15 protein-coding genes and 1 tRNA gene are annotated in these 17,459 nt (G+C 64.3%); 7 read left to right on the forward strand and 9 right to left on the reverse strand.

Features of this window, described 5'->3' with window-relative positions; all coding sequences use genetic code 11:
• Positions 1–48 precede the first annotated feature (48 nt).
• From RFA01S_RS17180 to RFA01S_RS17190, 3 genes are read left to right on the forward strand one after another with little or no spacing between them, the layout of a single operon-like run.
• Complete coding sequence (locus RFA01S_RS17180) at positions 49–1,887, forward strand: TIGR03767 family metallophosphoesterase (RefSeq protein WP_052060561.1); 1,839 nt, start codon at positions 49–51, stop codon at positions 1,885–1,887.
• Positions 1,884–2,234, forward strand: a complete 351-nt coding sequence (locus RFA01S_RS17185) for a hypothetical protein (RefSeq protein ID WP_027497472.1) — start codon at positions 1,884–1,886, stop codon at positions 2,232–2,234. Before RFA01S_RS17180 ends, RFA01S_RS17185 begins: the two co-directional genes overlap by 4 nt.
• Positions 2,231–2,815, forward strand: coding sequence for an EI24 domain-containing protein (locus RFA01S_RS17190; RefSeq protein ID WP_139278462.1), 585 nt, complete (start codon positions 2,231–2,233; stop codon positions 2,813–2,815). The genes RFA01S_RS17185 and RFA01S_RS17190 overlap by 4 nt, the downstream gene beginning before the upstream one ends.
• A gap of 24 nt (positions 2,816–2,839) precedes the next feature.
• Here RFA01S_RS17190 and RFA01S_RS17195 read toward each other — a convergent pair whose 3' ends face one another.
• From RFA01S_RS17195 to RFA01S_RS17205, 3 genes are all read right to left on the reverse strand, one after another.
• Positions 2,840–3,460 carry a YdeI/OmpD-associated family protein gene (locus RFA01S_RS17195; protein ID WP_032406748.1) on the reverse strand — a complete coding sequence of 207 codons (621 nt, stop codon included), beginning with the start codon at positions 3,458–3,460 and terminating at the stop codon, positions 2,840–2,842.
• A gap of 120 nt (positions 3,461–3,580) precedes the next feature.
• Positions 3,581–3,657 (reverse strand) — tRNA-Ile (locus RFA01S_RS17200).
• 69 nt (positions 3,658–3,726) lie between these two features.
• Positions 3,727–5,862 (reverse strand): molybdopterin-dependent oxidoreductase, encoded by a 2,136-nt coding sequence (locus tag RFA01S_RS17205; RefSeq protein ID WP_032406747.1) that lies wholly within the window; start codon positions 5,860–5,862, stop codon positions 3,727–3,729.
• An 85-nt stretch (positions 5,863–5,947) separates the two neighbouring features.
• Between RFA01S_RS17205 and RFA01S_RS17210 the strand changes: the two genes are divergently transcribed.
• The 3 genes from RFA01S_RS17210 to RFA01S_RS17220 all read left to right on the forward strand — a co-directional run bounded on the left by RFA01S_RS17210 (position 5,948) and on the right by RFA01S_RS17220 (position 7,946).
• Positions 5,948–6,751, forward strand: a complete 804-nt coding sequence (locus tag RFA01S_RS17210) for a serine hydrolase domain-containing protein (RefSeq protein ID WP_032406746.1) — start codon at positions 5,948–5,950, stop codon at positions 6,749–6,751.
• A gap of 144 nt (positions 6,752–6,895) precedes the next feature.
• A complete protein-coding gene (locus tag RFA01S_RS17215; protein WP_032406745.1) occupies positions 6,896–7,408 on the forward strand; it encodes a DUF3145 domain-containing protein in 513 nt (170 codons plus the stop codon).
• Positions 7,409–7,496: 88 nt separating this feature from the next.
• Positions 7,497–7,946: a cold-shock protein gene (locus RFA01S_RS17220; protein ID WP_032406744.1), complete on the forward strand. Its 450-nt coding sequence runs from the start codon at positions 7,497–7,499 to the stop codon at positions 7,944–7,946.
• A gap of 178 nt (positions 7,947–8,124) precedes the next feature.
• Here RFA01S_RS17220 and RFA01S_RS17225 read toward each other — a convergent pair whose 3' ends face one another.
• The 6 genes from RFA01S_RS17225 to aceE form a co-directional block, all read right to left on the reverse strand.
• Positions 8,125–9,558 (reverse strand): acyl-CoA carboxylase subunit beta, encoded by a 1,434-nt coding sequence (locus tag RFA01S_RS17225; protein WP_032406743.1) that lies wholly within the window; start codon positions 9,556–9,558, stop codon positions 8,125–8,127.
• Between the two features lie 132 nt (positions 9,559–9,690).
• Positions 9,691–10,941, reverse strand: a complete 1,251-nt coding sequence (locus tag RFA01S_RS17230) for a KasA/KasB family beta-ketoacyl-ACP synthase (RefSeq protein ID WP_027497449.1) — start codon at positions 10,939–10,941, stop codon at positions 9,691–9,693.
• A gap of 8 nt (positions 10,942–10,949) precedes the next feature.
• On the reverse strand, positions 10,950–11,294 hold the full coding sequence (gene acpM / locus RFA01S_RS17235) for a meromycolate extension acyl carrier protein AcpM (protein WP_045841363.1): 345 nt from the start codon (positions 11,292–11,294) through the stop codon (positions 10,950–10,952).
• A gap of 88 nt (positions 11,295–11,382) precedes the next feature.
• Positions 11,383–12,291, reverse strand: a complete 909-nt coding sequence (locus RFA01S_RS17240) for an ACP S-malonyltransferase (RefSeq protein WP_032406742.1) — start codon at positions 12,289–12,291, stop codon at positions 11,383–11,385.
• Positions 12,292–12,419: 128 nt separating this feature from the next.
• The gene (locus RFA01S_RS17245; protein ID WP_238325069.1) at positions 12,420–13,844 is read right to left on the reverse strand and encodes a PucR family transcriptional regulator; all 1,425 of its coding nucleotides are present in this window, start codon (positions 13,842–13,844) and stop codon (positions 12,420–12,422) included.
• A gap of 87 nt (positions 13,845–13,931) precedes the next feature.
• Positions 13,932–16,766 (reverse strand): pyruvate dehydrogenase (acetyl-transferring), homodimeric type, encoded by a 2,835-nt coding sequence (aceE, locus tag RFA01S_RS17250; RefSeq protein ID WP_032374556.1) that lies wholly within the window; start codon positions 16,764–16,766, stop codon positions 13,932–13,934.
• A gap of 256 nt (positions 16,767–17,022) precedes the next feature.
• On the opposite strand from aceE, the gene RFA01S_RS17255 reads away from it, so the two are divergent.
• Positions 17,023–17,445, forward strand: a complete 423-nt coding sequence (locus RFA01S_RS17255; RefSeq protein WP_027497444.1) for a DUF3052 domain-containing protein — start codon at positions 17,023–17,025, stop codon at positions 17,443–17,445.
• Positions 17,446–17,459: the final 14 nt, after the last annotated feature.

Raw genomic sequence — 17,459 nt, forward strand, 5'->3', positions numbered from 1 at the left:
CAACCAGTCCGCGGTTTTCCCTGTAAAAATTGGCAGTCACCTCGTCGGATGCGAGGCGCATGTGGTGCGGTTCTCGGATTCGGGGAGTTCTATGGCGGTCTGTCGCGTCGTCAATTCGTCACTCGGGTGGGCACCCTCGCCGCGGCATGGGGAATCGCACCGCAGGTTCTGGGCCACGTCCTTGTCGCTCGGGCGCAGCCGGCGTCAGGAGAGACCGATGTCGGCGGAACGCTGGCGCAGACCATCCTGAGATCGTCGACCGGCCCCGGTCGGTACCGGGTGCTCGCTGCGGGGCCGGGGGAGCCCTACGTCCCTCGCCTCGACATCCTCGGGCGGGCACCCAGCGCGTCTCGGGTGCAGGCCAGACGCTCGTTGCTCTACTTGGGGCACCTGTCGGACATGCATGTCATCGATGCGCAATCGCCCGGCCGGATCGAGCCCATGATCGTCTCCGACCATGCAGCGTGGGGCTCGGCCTTCCATCCGCAGGATCCGCTGACCGTGCACGTCACCGCCGCGATGGTGAAGGCATTTGCGGATGCGCGAATCAGTTCGGTCACCGGCGCTCCCATGGGAGCCGCGGTTGTCGCCGGTGACAGCGCCGACATGCATTCTCATCTCGAACTTCGTTGGTACATAGACGTTCTCGACGGCGTCGCGGTCCGGCCTACGAGTGGCGCATCCGACGTCTTCGAGGGCGTGCAAGCGTGGCCCGAGGCGCAGTGGGCGTATCGGCCGGGCGATCCGTCGGGAGGGTCGTTCGGGGACTACGGATTTCCGACGCTTCCCGATCTGTTGACGCAGGCGATGTCGGGGATCGTCGAATCGGTGGGGCTACCCGTCCCGTGGTATTCCGTCTACGGCAATCACGACACGTTGTTGCTCGGCACGTTCGATCTCTCCTCTCAGCTGCATGCCCTCGCGGTCGGCGGACGCAAGGCGTACACACTCGAAGCGACGGCCACCTCGGCATTGGCCGGGTACGCATCGACAGGTAGTCCGCTGCAGAGGATGCTCGATGCGCTCGGGGTCGGATCCGGTGCCCGGCCCGGGTTTCGAGCAGTGTCGGCAGATCCGGCTCGGTACCTCTTCGAGCAGCGTGAGTTCATGCAGGAGCACTTCGAGACGACTCCCACCCCAGGGCCGATCGGGCACGGTTTCACCCAGCACAACCTCGACTCGGGTGAAACCTGGTGGGCGGCGGACCCGACTCCGAACGTTCGCACGTTCGGACTCGACACCTGCAACGCCGTCGCCGGGCCCGACGGTGCGGTGCCCGAGGACCAGTTCGACTGGCTCACCCAGCAATTGGAGAAGGCGCAGGCCGAACGCAATCTCGTCCTGATCTACACCCACCACAACAGCCTGACCCTGGAGAACCGTGCACAGCGGCCGGGACAGTCGGTGAAGCTGTACGGCGCAGACGAATTCATCGATCTGCTTCTGAAATATCCTGTGGTGATCGGTTGGCTCAACGGTCACACCCACCAGAATCAGATCCTGGCGCATTCGCGAGACGGACGAGGGTTCTGGGAGATCACCACCGCGTCGTGCATCGACTTTCCGCAGCAACAGCAGGTGGTGGAGATCGTCGACAACAGAGACGGGACATTGTCGCTGTTCACGACCGTGCTCGATCACGCGTCGCCGATCACGCCCGGGAACAGCGGCAGCTACCTGGACCTCGCCTCGCATAGTCGTGAGTTGGCTGCGAACGACTGGGCCGAGAATCCGCTGATGCGACGAGGTTCGCGCCTCGACCGCAACACCGAACTCCTCCTGCCCGCGCCGTTCGACCTGAGCGCCATCACCGACGCTGCTCTGGAACAGCAACACCTCGACGAGCACGCCAGACTGATTGCGTACGAGACGAGGCAGGGACGATGAACGGTGTTCGTAGACAGCTCTTCACGGTGGCGGCAGTGCTGGCCTGCGCGGGGTGCTCGCAGACCGCCGCGCTCGCGCCGGTCGGGGGAGCCGAACTCGGGAATCTCCGCTACGCGGTGAACGACGTTCTGTTCGAGCAAGGAATCGAGATCCTGGTTGCGCCCGTGTGCTCGGGCACCGGGGCGGACATCGAATGTGCCGGGACGACAACCGGTAACGAGACGATTAACGGTACGGCCACGTCCGACGATGCCAGTACCGTCGAAGTGAAGGTCGGCGCAACCGTTCTCTACTCGGGTTCGGTGCAGGACGTACTCGACCGCAATTCGACGGTCGGTGCGCCGTGAGAGGGGTGCTACTGCTCGCATCGGTGGTTATCGTCTCGGCTCTGATTCAGGCGCTGACCGTGGTGGGGGATCCGGCTCCGACGTCCTCCCTGAGATTCGCTGCGCTGGTCGTCGGTTCCGCCGCAACGGTGGTGTGTGCGCTGTGGTTCACCGCCTCGATAGCACTCGACGTGGTGGACGGCAACGCGTCGGGTGCATTGAGCCGGACGTGGCGACGACCGCGGGTACTGGCCTGGTGCGTGGTGCTGACCGTGGCGGCCGTTGCGTTCGCAATTCTCTTCCCCCTGCTCCCGGCTGTCGTGATTGTCTTTGCGCTGCTGATACTTCCAGCGGCGGTCGACGGTCGCCGAAACCCTCTGCGCGCTGCACTACACACCGTGAAGCAATCCCCGTGGCGCTGTACCGCAGCGGCGGTCATCACGATCCTCGCCTACCTACTCGGCTGGGTGGTGGCACTCGTGCTGGGATTCTTCGTCACCGGCGTGGTGGCGGCATTCCTGACGTGGCTGTGGTTCGGGGCCACTGCTGCTGCACTGCTGGTGTATTGGTCGGCTTTGTATCGCAAGGTGGTAGGGACTTGATCGGCGCTCGCGAAACGGCTCCAGTCAGCCGCGGGCACGTCGACCGATCGCGGCGTCGGCCACGATCTGATCTATTCGACCTGCACGAGTGTCGTCTCGAACGGCGCTGACAATCCACCACAGCATCTGTTTACGGGCGCTGGGAGGGAAGTCGTCCCAGTTGTTACGAGCGTCTAGGTCACGGTCGAGTGCCGTCTTCAACTCGAGCGGTTCTTCGAGGTTCTCGACCGGATCGGAGATTGTCCACCACCCGTTCGACTGCGCGGCAGCAATGGCGTGGCGACCTGCGTCGGTCATGAGGCCGCGTTCTTCCATATCGGCTGCGCGTTCTCGGTTGAGTTTGGTCCAGGGGCTCTTGGGTCTGCGCGGTGTGAACAGCTGCAGGCCGCGGGCCTCGTCGAGAATGCTGCTGGTGGAGTCGATCCAACCGAAACAGATGGCTTCCTCGACAGCCGCGGGATATGGGCAACGGGGTCGGTCGGTGCCGGTCCGCCATGAACAGAGCCAGACGCCTCGGGTCGAGCTGTGATTGTGCGACAACCAGGATCGCCACTGCGCCCGCGTTTCGGCATGGATGATCGGGTAGTCGAACTTCCACGTCGGGGGATGGGCTGACGCGGGCGACGGCGATTCCGACGCAGTCATGCGCTCGCGCGATCGACTCGACCCGGTAATGCCTCGCTCTGGTTCCACATCGCTTCAGTGTCCCCACAATCGAGGACATCCGCTGTCCGCGATGGCTCGCACATTTCGACGGCCGGCTCGTGGTGGGGCGGGCGGGGCTCGAACCCGCGACCAATGGATTATGAGTCCACGGCTCTAACCGACTGAGCTACCGCCCCAATCCCGTACCAGGTACGAGCCAGCAGAATCGTACAGAATCACGCCGTCTCGTGGTTCCATCGGGGGCGCTACTTGGCCCTCACCTGCACCGGAACGCCGTTGAGAATCGCGTTCGCCGAGACCGCGTCGACTCGGGCGGGGTCGGTGATGTCGTTGACGCTCGGTCCGGTGACAGTGGTGGCGACCGAGAGCTGCACTCCGGGGCGCTGATGTCCGAATCCGTGCGGCATGCTCACCACCCCGGGCATCATCTTTTCGGACGCCGCGACCTCGATGTCGACGGTACCGGCCGCGGAGGTGACCGACACCATCGAACCGTCCTCGATCCCGCGCTGGAAGAGATCGTTCGGGTGGGCCAGAAGCTGATGTCGCGCTTTGCCTTTGGTGAGCCGAGCGGTGTTGTGCATCCACGAGTTGTTGCTACGTAGATGTCGTCGACCGATCAGCAGGAGCTCGTCGTCCTTGGGGACAACGCTCGAGTTCATCAGGTCCACCAGGGCAGGCAGTTCACCGACCACGACGTCCTGGATCAATTGAATGCGCTTGTCCTTGGTCTTCAGCTTCTGGGGAAAGCCCGGACGCAGCGGTCCCAGATCGATGCCGTGCGGGTTGGCTCGAAGCTTCCTCAGCGACAAACCTTTTCGTCGGCTACGGAGCAGGATATCCAGAGTACGAGCAGGAGACAGGCGTAGACGGGCCTCGCCGATGACGCTCTTCGGCGTCAATCGTGCCTTCAGGCGATCGACGGTGGAGCCTGCCATGCGGTTCTTGTAGCGCAGTGACAGGTCTCGGAAGATCTCCCAATCATGCTTGGCGTCAGCCTGTTTGGGTAGGACTGCGGGCATGTACTTGGCAGTGTTGTGTACCGCGAAAGAATTGAAGATCAGATCGTAGTGATCGCGTTCGAGGGACATCGTCGGCGGCAGAATTACGTGTGCGTGCCGCGAGGTCTCGTTGATGTAGAAGTCGAACGACACCATGAAATCGAGTCCCGCGAACGCGTCGTTCAGGGTAGTGCCGCCGGGCATCGACAGCACCGGATTGCCGGACAGGACGGCCATGGCACGAATCTGGTCCTTGCCCTCGGTGGTGATTTCGTCGACGAGCGTCGAACAGGGATACTCGCCGGCGAACTCGGGAAGATCGCGAACGCGGCTGCGCCACTTGTCGAAATGTCCACGACTGACGATGCCCTGCGAGATCAGATCGATCGCCGGATCGGTCACCATCGCACCGCCCGGGCGGTCGAGATTGCCCGTGATGATGTTGAGTACCTGGATCGCCCACTGGCACACCGTGCCGAACTGCTGCGTCGACACTCCCATCCTGCCGTACGCCACCGCAGACTTCGCCGCAGCAAAGTCCCGTGCGAGAGAAGAGATGTCGTCTGCCGACATGCCGACGATCGGTGCCACCGCCGTCGGCGTGAATTCGGCGACGAGATCGGCAAGTCGATCGGCACCATCGACGTAGTCGGCGACACGGACGGAGCCGTCGGCGACGATCGTGTGAATCATCGCCAGCAACAGCAGCGCGTCGCTGCCGGGACGAACGAAGAAGTGGGTGTCGGCAATATCCGCCGTTTCGGTCTTACGTGGATCGACCACTACCAGTCGGCCACCCCGCTTACGGAGTGCGCGTGCTCTTTTGGCGAAGTCGGGCACCGTCATCATGCTGCCGTTGGAGGCCATCGGATTGCCGCCGAGGACGAGGAAGAAATCGGTTCGATCGATATCCGGAATCGGCAGCAGGAGCTGGTGGCCGTACAGCAAATGGTCGACGAGCTGGTGCGGCAACTGATCCAAGGACGTCGCCGAGTACCGATTGCGGGTGCGCAGCAGCGACGTGAACGGAATGCCGTGGGTCATCGCGCCCATCGAATGCACGTTGGGATTGCCCTGATAGAGGCCGACCGCATTGGATCCGTACTTCTTCCGCGTCGAGACGAGGCCGTCGACGACGAGGTCGTACGCCTCCGCCCAACCGATGTTCTCCCACTTCTCACCCACCCGCTTGACCGGCGTGGTGAGCCGATCGGTGTCGGCATGAAGGTCGATCAACGACAGAGCCTTCGGGCAGATGTGGCCCCGGGAGAGTGGGTCCTTCTCGTCGCCGCGGATCGAGACCACCGCGTTGTTCTCCACCGTGAATTCGAGACCACAGATCGCCTCGCACAGATTGCACGATCCATACACAACCGACATCGCATTTCTCCCATTCCTGTCGTCCGAGACTAGCCCGGCAGGGGACCGATCCACGGGCATCGACAGACAATTAGGCTCTGGAGTCGTGACTACCCTCGATCTCACTGCCTCGTGGCCCGTCGACCATGTCAGTGCCGCCGTCGTCACCGACGCCGGAGTGCGGGAGGAGGTGGGGGACACCGCGCGCGTCTTCGAGCTGGCGTCGGTCACCAAATTGCTCACCGCCTACGCGGTGTTGGTTGCCGTGGAAGAAGGCGCTGTCGAGCTCGATCAGCCGGCAGGGCCGGAGGGGTCGACTGTGCGGCATCTGCTGGCGCACGCCTCGGGACTGGCGTTCGGCGAGCGAAAGGTGCAGGCACCTGCCGGCACCAAGCGGATCTACTCGAGCGCGGGATTCGAGGTCTTGGCCGAACTCATCGAAGCAGAGTCGGGAATTACCTTTCCCGACTACCTGGATGAGGCCGTCTGCGGACCGCTCGGGATGGTCGACACGTCGCTGCCCGGGTCGGCCGGTCACGGTGCCCGTTCGTCCGTTGCAGACCTGACCAAGTTCGCCGCAGAGCTGTTGGAACCGACTCTTCTCGCGTCGCAGACACTGTCTTCGGCCGTCGACGTGCAGTTTCCCGGCCTGAACGGAATCGTGCCCGGGTACGGATCGCACAAGCCCTGCGACTGGGGTCTGGGGTTCGAGCTGCGCGATGACAAGACCCCGCACTGGACTGGGAGTAACAACTCGAGGGCTACGTTCGGCCACTTCGGACAGTCCGGGACGTTCCTGTGGGTGGACCCGTCGGTGAGGATCGCGTGCGTGGTGCTGACCGATCGGAACTTCGGAGATTGGGCCAAACCGCTCTGGCCCGAGCTCTCCGACGCCGTCCTGGCCGGGTGAAACACCACCGTTCACAGATTGCACTGGCGCAACAGGGGCAACTCGGGGCACACTAGTACACACACGCGTTGAATCGCTGCAACCAGTTCGAGCATGTCGAGGTCGTTGGGGAAGACGTCCCTCGTCGAAGCTGGAGGTAGTGCAATGCGTGGATCGAACCAATTCGCAGATGCGACATCGGGTGTTGTGTACATCCACTCGTCGCCCGCTGCGCTGTGCCCGCATGTCGAATGGGCGTTGTCCGACGCCCTAGATTGCCGTGCCAATTTGAAGTGGTCCGCGCAGCCGGCCTCCGACGGACAGCTGCGTGCCACCACTGACTGGATCGGGCCCGTGGGCACCGGGGCGAAGCTCGCCCGCATCCTGCGGTCCTGGCAGATGCTGCGCTACGAGGTGACCGAGGATGCCAGCGAAGGCGTCGACGGCGAACGGTTCTCGCACGTACCCGGCCTGGGTCTGTGGCGCGGATCGACGAGTGCCAACGGGGACGTGGTGCTCGGCGAGATGCGACTGCGCGCGCTGATGGACAACAACCAAGGCAACCTCGCCGCCGCAGTGGAGCACGCGCTCGGCTCGGATTGGGATGCCGCACTCGAGCCGTTCCGCACCGGAGGCGCAGGAGCAGAAGTGACCTGGCTCAGCCGCAACGTCGGCTAGCAGCGGTTGCCGGGGATTCGTCGCGGCGGTAGTTTCGCGTTCGTGCCTGGGGTAGGCATGTGGGAACGACCGTGGAGTGGTGAGTTCGATGTTGTCGACCGGAAAAGTGATTCGATTCGACGAGTTCAAGGGGTACGGATTCGTAGCGCCGGACGAGGGCGGCGAGGACGTGTTCATCCACGTCAACGATCTGGACTTCGACAAACGACTGTTGGCACCGGGAGTACGCGTCGAATACGTTGCCGTAGACGGTGACCGTGGTCTGAAGGCCACCGAGGTCCAGATCATCGACGGGCCGACGTCCACCGCTCTGGTGACCCGGCACAAACCCGACGTCCCATTTCACAACACCGCACCCGTCAGTGGTCACCAGCGCCACGACGACGCAGGCGCGGACCTCCTGTCCGAGGCGGACTTCACCACAGAGCTGACCGAACAACTATTGACGTCGAACGGCACGCTGACGGCTGCGCAGATACTCGACGTGCGATCGGCCGTCGTTCGACTGGCCCACGATCACCGATGGATCCAGGGCTGACGGACCTCGATCGACCTCGTTTGCCCGTCCCCGGTGTGAATCAATGTGGCTTTCTTGCACATGGAGTGCCTGAAAGGCGCATTGATCCCAACCGGGGTGGGTTCCCAACCGGGGTGGGGTCTCGGGGTGGGGTCGCGGGGCAGGGCCGACGACCGCAGTAGGTAGTGGTCGGGGTCGATCAGAGCGGAATGTTCTTGTGATTTCCGCGAGCCGCCGGTGCTGCGGCGAGAGCCTTGGCAACCGTGCTGCGGGTCTTGCTGGGCTCGATGACCTCGTCGACGACGCCGATGGCCACGGCGCGATCGACACCGCCTGCGATGCTTTCGTGCTCGACGGTGAGGCGGTCGTGCAGTGCCTCTCGCTCTTCTTCGGGTGCGGCGGCGAGCGCCTTCTTGTGCAGGATGCCGACAGCCGCCTTCGCGCCCATCACGGCCACCTCGGAGCCGGGCCAGGCATAGACCGCAGTGGCACCGAGTGCGCGGGCATTCATGGCGATGTACGCGCCGCCGTAGATCTTGCGAGTGACCAGCGTGACGCGGGGGACGGTGGCCTCGGCGAACGCGTGCAGCAACTTCGCTCCGCGGCGAACGACGCCTTCCCATTCCATGCTGACGCCGGGCAGGTAGCCCGGCACGTCGACGACCACGATGAGCGGTATACCGAAGGCGTCGCACAGGCGAACGAATCGCGCTGCCTTCTCCGCACTTTCGGAGTTCAGGCAGCCGCCGAGGCGGATGGGGTTGTTGGCGATGACACCGACGGTGCGGCCGCTGATGCGGCCGAGCCCGATGACGATGCTGCGAGCCCAGCCGCCCTGGAACTCCTCGTACGTCGATTCGCCTTCGACGTTGTCGAGCAGTTCGTGAATGATCGGGTGCACGTCGTAGGCACGTCGGTTGGATTCGGGCATCAGTGCGCGTAGATCGGTGTCGCCGTGTTCTGCGGCGGCGATGTCGAACACGCCCTGCTCGCAGAACATCGACACCAGACGGCGGGCGCGGGTGAACGCGTCCATCTCGCTGTCGGCGACGATGTGGCAGACCCCGGACTTCTTGTGGTGCGTGTCGGGGCCGCCGAGCGACTCCATATCGACCTGTTCGCCGGTGACGCTGCGAACGACGTCGGGTCCGGTGACGAATACGCGTCCCTCGGGAGCCATGATGACGACGTCGGTCAAGGCGGGACCGTACGCTGCACCACCGGCTGCGAAACCGAGGACGACGGAAATCTGTGGGACGAGGCCGGACGCTCGGACCATGGCCTCGAACACGAGTCCGACGGCATGGAGAGCCTCGACGCCCTCGGCGAGGCGAGCACCACCCGAATGCCAGACGCCGACGATCGGGGCGCGCTGTTCGATGGCGGTGTCTATTGCGGCCACGATGTGCTTGCAACCGTCCACTCCCATGGCACCGCCCATGACGGTGGCGTCGGAGCAGTAGGCGATGGTGTGGACGCCGTCAATTTCGCCCGATGCGGCCAGAATTCCCGACTTGTCCCGATCATGCAGGGGAACAGTGGTTCCGGCGTCGAAGAGCTTCTCGAGGCGGGTGAGGGGGTCGCGCGGATCGGTGGAGGTGCCGGATCGTGTGACAGGGGCCAGAATGGTCATCGCGTTGTCCTTCTTCAGGGCCCCTGGCGGGGGCGAGGCCCGAGCCGGGACCGTCCGTCGAAAGAACGGCCCCAGCTCGGATCATGCACTGCGAGAGCGGGATTCGCTGAGTCGAGAAGTCGACTCAGTGGATCACGCCTTACCGAAGGCGAGCGCTACGTTGTGCCCACCGAATCCGAACGAGTTGTTGATCGCGTAGTCGATCTGTCCGACGCGGGGCTCGCCCTTGACGACATCGAGATCGATTTCGGGATCCTGGTTCTCCAAATTCAGTGTGGGAGGGATGATTCCCTCTCGCACTGCCAGCACCGTCAGTACCGACTCGAGGGCGCCGACGGCGCCGATCGAGTGGCCCAGAGCGGATTTCGGTGCGTACACCGCTGCGTGATTTCCGACTGCCTTGTTGATCGCCAGCGCTTCGGCGGTGTCTCCGATGGGAGTTGCCGTTGCGTGGGCGTTCACGTGGGTGATGTCGGACTTCTGCAGGCCTGCGGTCTCGATGGCGCGCTGCATCGCACGCGCGGCACCCTTGCCCTCGGGGTCGGGGGCCACGAGGTGGAACCCGTCCGAGGTGATTCCGGCACCGAGCAGGCGGGCGTGAATCGTTGCGCCGCGTGCCTTGGCGTGCTCCTCGGTCTCGATGACCATGAGCGCACCCGCTTCACCGAAGACGAAGCCGTCACGATCCTTGTCGAACGGACGTGACGCACCCTTCGGGTTGTCGTTGTTGGTGCTCATCGCCCGCATCATGGAGAAGCTGGCGATCGGAACCGCGTCGATGTATCCCTCGACGCCGCCGGTGACGACCATGTCCGCGTCGCCCATCACGATCATTCGCCATGCATGCGCAATGGCTTCCGATCCCGAGGAGCAGGCGGAGACGGGCGTGATGACGCCGGCTTGTGCTTTGAGCTCGAGCCCGACGACCGCTGCTGGGCCGTTCGGCATGACCATCTGAACGGCGAGCGGGGACACCTTGCGGTAGCCGCCGGCCTTCATCTTGTCGTTGGCGTCGATGAGAGAATCGCCGCCACCGAGTCCGGTGCCGATCGACACGCCGAGGCGAAGGGGATCGACGTCGGGCGAGCCGGCGTTCTTCCAGACCTCACGACCGAGCACCGTGGACAACTGCTCCACGTAGCTCAGGCGACGGATCTCGACCCGCGAGAGCAGACTCTGCGGGTTCACCGCGAGGTGTCCGCCGATCCGCACGGGCAGGTCGTACTCGGTGACGAAATCGTCTTCCAGAGTGCCGATTCCGCTTTCGCCGTTCAGCAGACCCTTCCACGTGGCATCGACGTCACCCGCGAGTGACGTGGTCGCAGCAAGGCTGGTGACGACGACACTGGGGAAGCGTCCGTTGGCGGTGGATGGGTTGGTCATGGGTCGTGTCACTCGCTCGCGGAGTCGTCGAGCTTGGCCTTGATAGCTTCTGCGGCTTCGGGGTTCTCCGCTTCGAGCTTCTGGATGTAGTTGACGGCGTCGCCGACGGTGCGCAGACCTGCGAGGTCTTCGTCGGGGATCTTCACGCCGTACTTGTCCTCGGTCTGCACTGCGATCTCGACCATGGAGAGCGAGTCGATATCGAGGTCGTCCACGAAGGACTTCTCGATGGTCACCTCGGACGGTTCGATGCCCGTGACCTCCTCGATGATCTCTGCAAGTCCGGCGATGAGGTCTTCCTGGCTGGCCACTGTTGTGGCTCCCTTCTCTTCTGTGTCGAACGCCGAAGTCATGTGCTTCGAGACGCGGTTGTGCATTTCTGCCACTCGGGGAGTGGAAGTCGATCCGCAGTACCGAGACTGCGGTGTGAAGGAGACCGAGCTATCCGAGCTCGGCCAATGCGGAGATGTCCGCCGGTGTCTTCAGGCCGAGGTTGGGCACGCCGCGCAGTTCACGCTTGGCGATGCCGACCAGTGCGCCTGCCGGGGGCAGCTCCGCAAGTCCGGTGACCTGCGCGGTACGCAGGTACGCGCTGCACAGGTCCCACCGCACGGGGCGTGTGACCTGGGCAGCAAGTTTGGTGAGCGCATCGGCACCCGATGCGACCGGCTGACCGTCCGAGTTGGACAGCAAGGTGTGCGTCGGCTCGGACGGAGTGATGGCGGCTGCGGCCGCGGCGACGGTGTCGCCTGCCGATGCCATGTACTTGGTGTGGAAAGCACCCGCGACCGGAAGTGCTCGGACCCGCGCCTTCGCGGGTGCGCTCTCGGCCAGTTCCGCCAACTTGGTCAGCAGACCTGCAGCAACGATCTGACCGGCAGCGTTGACGTTGGCCGGGGCGAGATCGAGTTCTTCCAGCCGGGCCAGTACTGCAGCTTCGTCGCCGCCGAGCACGGCGGACATGCCGGTCGGTTCGAGGGCGCAGGCCTTGGCCATCGCAGCACCGCGCACCGCTGCCAGAGATACCGCGTCGTCGGAGGAGATCACGCCGGCAATGGCAGCAGCCGCCAGCTCGCCGACCGAGTGGCCGGCCACGATGGCGTCGTCGGGGAACAGTCCACGCGAGGCGATTTCCTCGAAGGCCAGTAGGGCCGACGCCACGACCAGTGGCTGAGTCACCGCAGTGTCGGTGATTTCTTCAGCGGTGGCGGTGGTGCCGAGTCGCACGAGATCCAGGCCGGAGGCCTTGGACCACAGCGCCAACCGATCGGCCGCGCCCGGGATTTCGAGCCAAGGCAGCAGCATGCCGGGAGTCTGGGAGCCCTGACCGGGCGCAAGCAACGCAATCACAGGCTTAAGAAAACACTGTCGGGCCCCTCATCAGTGATGTCGCGCTCGATGAACTCTCGACAAGCAATTTGTGGGAACCCTACAAATTGCCTCGTGGAGACCCGCTATCGCCGGAAGGCGGTTCGGCGTTACGTAACCACTTCTCCAAATGTGACCTGTGTGACATATGGGGCTGGATATGTCGGTTCGTGATGCGTTCGAGCCAACCTACCTACCGTTGCCGCGACCCGAAGGATGTACGCATCGCGTGGGTGAGTGGGATCACGTCCGGTCACCTCGGCGATGCGCTTGAGCCGATACCGGACGGTATTTGGATGAACAAACAGCTGCCGAGCGCAGGTTTCCACGGCACCGCCGCAGTCGAGATACGCGTCGAGTGTGTCGGCCAAACCCGAACCTGCCGCGGCCAACGGCACGACGACATGATCGTTGAGAGCCGAGATAGCTGCCCCGTCGTTCAGCAACGCTCGTTCGGGCAGCAACTCGCCGGCGTGAACCGGCCGCGGTGCGCCCCGCCAGCCCGCCACGGCCTGCATGCCGGCAAAGGCCTCCACCGCGCTCGAGTGCGCTGCGCCCAAGGTGCGGGTGGTGGGACCGATGACGACCGGGCCGTCGGAGAAGTTCTGCAACATGTCGTCGATGAACGCGTGATGCGCCGCGGTGTCGTCGAGCTGGCCACTGACCACCATCACCAATCGGGTCCCCTGAACCACCGCCAACGCAGCTCGACCGTGCTTCTGAGCGACGGAGTGCACGGTGCCCACCACGGACACGCCGCGGTCTTCCGGGGGAGTCCCCACCAATACCGTCGCGGGCGCAGTGGCGTCCCAGTTCAACGTGGCAGCACGGGAGAGCATGTCCGATCCGGTATCGCCCCGGACGACGGCGTCGACGACGAGGGCTTCGAGGCGGGTGTCCCACGCCCCTCGTGACTCGGCTGCACTGGCGTACACGGACGCCGCGGCGAACCCCAGCTCGCGGCCGTACCGCAGCACGGCCTCGGTCAGCGCGACCAACTGCTGGTCGTTGCGCGCGAGCGCGGGGAGCCACTGCTCGAAGAACTCCATCGCCACCCGAACCATGTCGACGGTCTGACGCAGCGTGAGGCGTCGGGCAAGGTCTTGCGGGATCACCTGGAAGGCGTCGAGGCTGAATCGAATGTCGCTGTTCGGATTCTTGAGCCATTCGAGAAAGTTGTCGACGGCCGTCTGGATCAGCAGCTGGACGCTGGCCCGCTGGGCGGCGTCGAGGTCGCCGAAGAACGGCAACTGGCCCTGCATCGTGGTCACTGCCTCGGTCGACAGGCGGCCGGAGAACTGTTTGACGCGTCGCAACAGGGCGTCGGGCAAAGGGTCGCGCTTCTGGCGCGAAGGGGCCAACGAGTTGACCGGAAGGTGGACCTCGTTGTCGGTCGTGAGCGAATCACGGGTGGGGGAGTCACGGGCCGGGGAGTCACGAGCCAACGACTCACGCAACGCTTCACGGTAAGCGTCGCGCCGGGAGACATCACGCGCGGACGAACTGTCCGGTGAATCGGGTTTCGCATCGGACATAAGGAGAACCTACGCCCGACCCCCGCCCACCTCGCGCTGGACTCTCGTCGCGAGGTGGAACGGGGGTCGGCCGATCACGGCGAAGACCTACGCCGAGCCGGTATCGGCGTACGACGTCGGAGCTGCGGTGACGTCGTCGATCTTGTACTTCTCGGCAGCCTCGACGGCCTTGGACTTGTCGATCTCGCCCGATGCCGCGAGAGCGGACAGTGTGGCGACGACGATGGACTCGGCATCGACGTTGAACACCCGTCGTGCAGCCGGGCGGGTGTCGGAGAAGCCGAAGCCGTCGGTTCCGAGGGTGACGTAATCGCCCGGAACCCACTGGCGGATCTGATCCGGCACGGCGCGCATCCAGTCGGAGGACGCGATGACCGGGCCGTTGGCATCGGCCAGGGCCGAGGTGACGAACGGAACGCGCTTGTCGGCACCCGGGTTACGCAGCGACTCCTTCTCGGCTTCGACGCCGTCGCGGCGCAGTTCGCCCCACGAGGTGACGGACCACACGGCTGAACGAACGCCCCACTCCTCGAACAGCAACTCACGTGCCTTGCGGGCCGAGACGATGCCGACGCCGGACGCGAGCAGCTGTGCCTCTGGTCCGTCGCCCTCCTGCGGTTCTGCGAACCGGTAGATGCCCTTGAGCAGCCCCTCGACGTCGAGGTTCTCGGGCTCGGCCGGCTGTACGTACGGCTCGTTGTACAGGGTGATGTAGTAGAAGATGTTCTCGCCGCCGAAACCAGGCAGCAACTCTCCGTCTGGGCCCTTGGTGCCGCCGTACATGCGACGCAGACCGTCCTTGACGATGTGCGCGATCTCGTACGAGAACGCCGGGTCGTACGCCACGGCCGCGGGGTTGGTCGACGCCAGCAGCAGCGAGTGACCGTCGGCGTGCTGGAGACCCTCACCGGTCAGCGTGGTGCGACCTGCCGTGGCACCGAGCACGAACCCGCGGGCCATCTGGTCTGCTGCAGCCCAGAGACCGTCGCCGGTGCGCTGGAAGCCGAACATCGAGTAGAAGATGTACAGCGGGATCATGACCTCGCCGTGCGTCGCGTACGAGGTACCGACCGCGGTGAACGACGACGTCGAGCCTGCCTCGTTGATGCCCTCGTGCAGGATCTGACCGACCGAGCTCTCCTTGTAGGCGAGCATCAGTTCCGAGTCGACCGAGGTGTACAGCTGGCCGTTGCGGTTGTAGATCTTCAGCGACGGGAACCACGAGTCCATACCGAACGTGCGGGCCTCGTCGGGAATGATCGGCACGATTCGGTGGCCGATCTCCTTGTCTCGCAACAGCTCCTTCATGACGCGCACGAGTGCCATGGTGGTGGCGACTTCCTGCTTGCCCGAGCCCTTGCGGAGCGTCTTGTAGGTGTCGTCGCCGGGCTGCGGCAGTGGCTTGACGTCGACGCGGCGCTCGGGGACGAATCCGCCGAGCTTGCTGCGACGATCGAGCATGTACTGGATCTCGGGAGCGTCCGCACCGGGGTGGTAGTACGGCGGCATGTACGGATCCTTCTCGAGCTCCTCGTCCGAGATCGGGATGTGCTGAAGATCGCGGAACGTCTTGAGATCGTCGAGCGTCAGCTTCTTCATCTGGTGCGTGGCATTACGGCCCTCGAAGTGCTTGCCCAGGGTGTAGCCCTTGATGGTGTGCGCCAGGATGACCGTCGGCTGGCCCTTGTGCGACATCGCAGCCGCGTAGGCAGCGTGCACCTTGCGGTAGTCGTGGCCGCCGCGCTTGAGGTTCCAGATCTCGTCGTCCGAGAGATCCTTGACGAGCTCCTTCGTTCGCGGGTCGCGGCCGAAGAAGTGATCGCGGACGTAGCTGCCGTCGTTGGCCTTGTAGGTCTGGAAGTCGCCGTCGGGCGTGGTGTTCATGAGGTTCACCAGTGCGCCGTCGCGGTCCTTGTGCAGCAGCGAGTCCCACTCGCGGCCCCAGACGACCTTGATGACGTTCCAGCCGGCTCCGCGGAAGAACGACTCCAGTTCCTGGATGATCTTGCCGTTGCCGCGCACCGGGCCGTCGAGACGCTGCAGATTGCAGTTGACGACGAAGGTGAGGTTGTCGAGGCCCTCGGTGGCGGCCACGTGTGCGAGTCCACGCGATTCCGGCTCGTCCATCTCGCCGTCGCCGAGGTAAGCCCATACGTGCTGATCGGAGGTGTCCTTGATGCCGCGGTCGTTCAAGTAGTGGTTGAAGCGCGCCTGGTAGATGGCGTTCATCGGACCGAGGCCCATCGACACCGTCGGGAACTCCCAGAAGTCCTGCATCAAACGCGGGTGCGGGTAGGACGGCAGTCCGCCGCCCTCGTTCACATGGCTCGCTTCCTGACGGAAGCCGTCCATGCGCTCGGCCGGAATGCGGCCTTCGAGGAAGGCGCGGGCGTAGATGCCGGGGGAGGCGTGGCCCTGAATGAAGATGTGGTCGCCGCCGCCCGGGTGATCCTTGCCGCGGAAGAAGTGGTTGAAGCCGACCTCGTACAACGCAGCCGACGACGCGTAGGTCGAGATGTGGCCACCGACGCCGACGCCCGGACGCTGTGCGCGGTGCACCATGATCGCGGCATTCCAGCGGATCCAGGCTCGGTAGCGGCGTTCCATCGACTCGTCGCCGGGGAACCACGGCTCGTTCTCCGTGGGAATCGTGTTGACGTAGTCCGTCGATGTCAGCGACGGGAGCGCAACGCGGCGCTCACCGGCGCGCTCGAGCAACCTGAGCATCAGGTAGCGAGCGCGGTTGGGGCCGGACCTCTCCAGCAAGCCGTCGAACGACTCGATCCATTCGTTGGTCTCGTCGTTGTCGATATCGGGCAGGTACGACGCGACACCCTCACGGATGACGCGGACCCGGCCGTCCGAGCCCTTCTTGCCTGCAGACGATGTGTTCTGCCGTTCGCCGCTGTTCACTTCGGACAACGTGTGCACTCCTCAATGTGGCGGACGCTCGGTGTGGCGCCCGGTCCGGTAGCTCGCCCCTGTGACGGCGATCTACATTCCTCGTTCTCGTGATTCCTCCCCAATCCTGCCGCATCTCGTCGGTTCTGGTAGTACAGAGGTCCGATACCCACCAGTAGAAATTTATGTACGCAATTTCGGCGCGGTCAGCTTGCGCGAACGGCTTCGACCCTGTTCGCTTTGTCTACTGCACCCACAATTCAAGGAGGTCACCACCGTGGTCGCCGCGGCGGACGCTCAGAACTACGCTCAGAAACTTGGCATCACTCGCGACATGGTCGTTCAAGAGCTGGGCTGGGACGAGGACACCGACGATGATCTGCGCGCCGACGTAGAAGATGCGATCGGTGGCGAGACCCTCGACGAGGATTCCGACGAGGTGATCGATGTCGTACTGCTGTGGTGGCGCGACGGAGACGGTGACCTGGTCGATGCACTCATGGATGCCATCGGTCCGCTCTCGGACGATGGAATCGTGTGGGTCCTCAGCCCCAAGACCGGCATGTCCGGTCATGTGGAGCCCAGCGAGATTGCCGAGTCCGCTCCGACAGCCGGATTGACGCAGACCTCTGCGGCCAATCTCGGTGACTGGATCGGAAGTCGATTGGTTCAGCCCAAGACCCCTGCCAGCAAGCGGTAGGCCCATGCTCGACA

The organism is Rhodococcoides fascians NBRC 12155 = LMG 3623, assembly GCF_001894785.1.
GTDB classification, from domain to species: Bacteria; Actinomycetota; Actinomycetes; order Mycobacteriales; family Mycobacteriaceae; genus Rhodococcoides; species Rhodococcoides fascians.

Bases quoted from the DNA above. Each gene is read 5' to 3' on its own strand.
- RFA01S_RS17180 (WP_052060561.1), top strand. From the start codon at position 49: ATGCGAGGCGCATGTGGTGCGGTTCTCGGATTCGGGGAGTTCTATGGC.
- RFA01S_RS17185 (WP_027497472.1), top strand. From the start codon at position 1,884: ATGAACGGTGTTCGTAGACAGCTCTTCACGGTGGCGGCAGTGCTGGCC.
- RFA01S_RS17195 (WP_032406748.1), bottom strand. From the start codon at position 3,460: ATGACTGCGTCGGAATCGCCGTCGCCCGCGTCAGCCCATCCCCCGACG.
- RFA01S_RS17205 (WP_032406747.1), bottom strand. From the start codon at position 5,862: ATGTCGGTTGTGTATGGATCGTGCAATCTGTGCGAGGCGATCTGTGGT.
- RFA01S_RS17215 (WP_032406745.1), top strand. From the start codon at position 6,896: ATGCGTGGATCGAACCAATTCGCAGATGCGACATCGGGTGTTGTGTAC.
- RFA01S_RS17220 (WP_032406744.1), top strand. From the start codon at position 7,497: ATGTTGTCGACCGGAAAAGTGATTCGATTCGACGAGTTCAAGGGGTAC.
- RFA01S_RS17225 (WP_032406743.1), bottom strand. From the start codon at position 9,558: ATGACCATTCTGGCCCCTGTCACACGATCCGGCACCTCCACCGATCCG.
- RFA01S_RS17230 (WP_027497449.1), bottom strand. From the start codon at position 10,941: ATGACCAACCCATCCACCGCCAACGGACGCTTCCCCAGTGTCGTCGTC.
- acpM (WP_045841363.1), bottom strand. From the start codon at position 11,294: ATGACTTCGGCGTTCGACACAGAAGAGAAGGGAGCCACAACAGTGGCC.
- RFA01S_RS17245 (WP_238325069.1), bottom strand. From the start codon at position 13,844: ATGTCCGATGCGAAACCCGATTCACCGGACAGTTCGTCCGCGCGTGAT.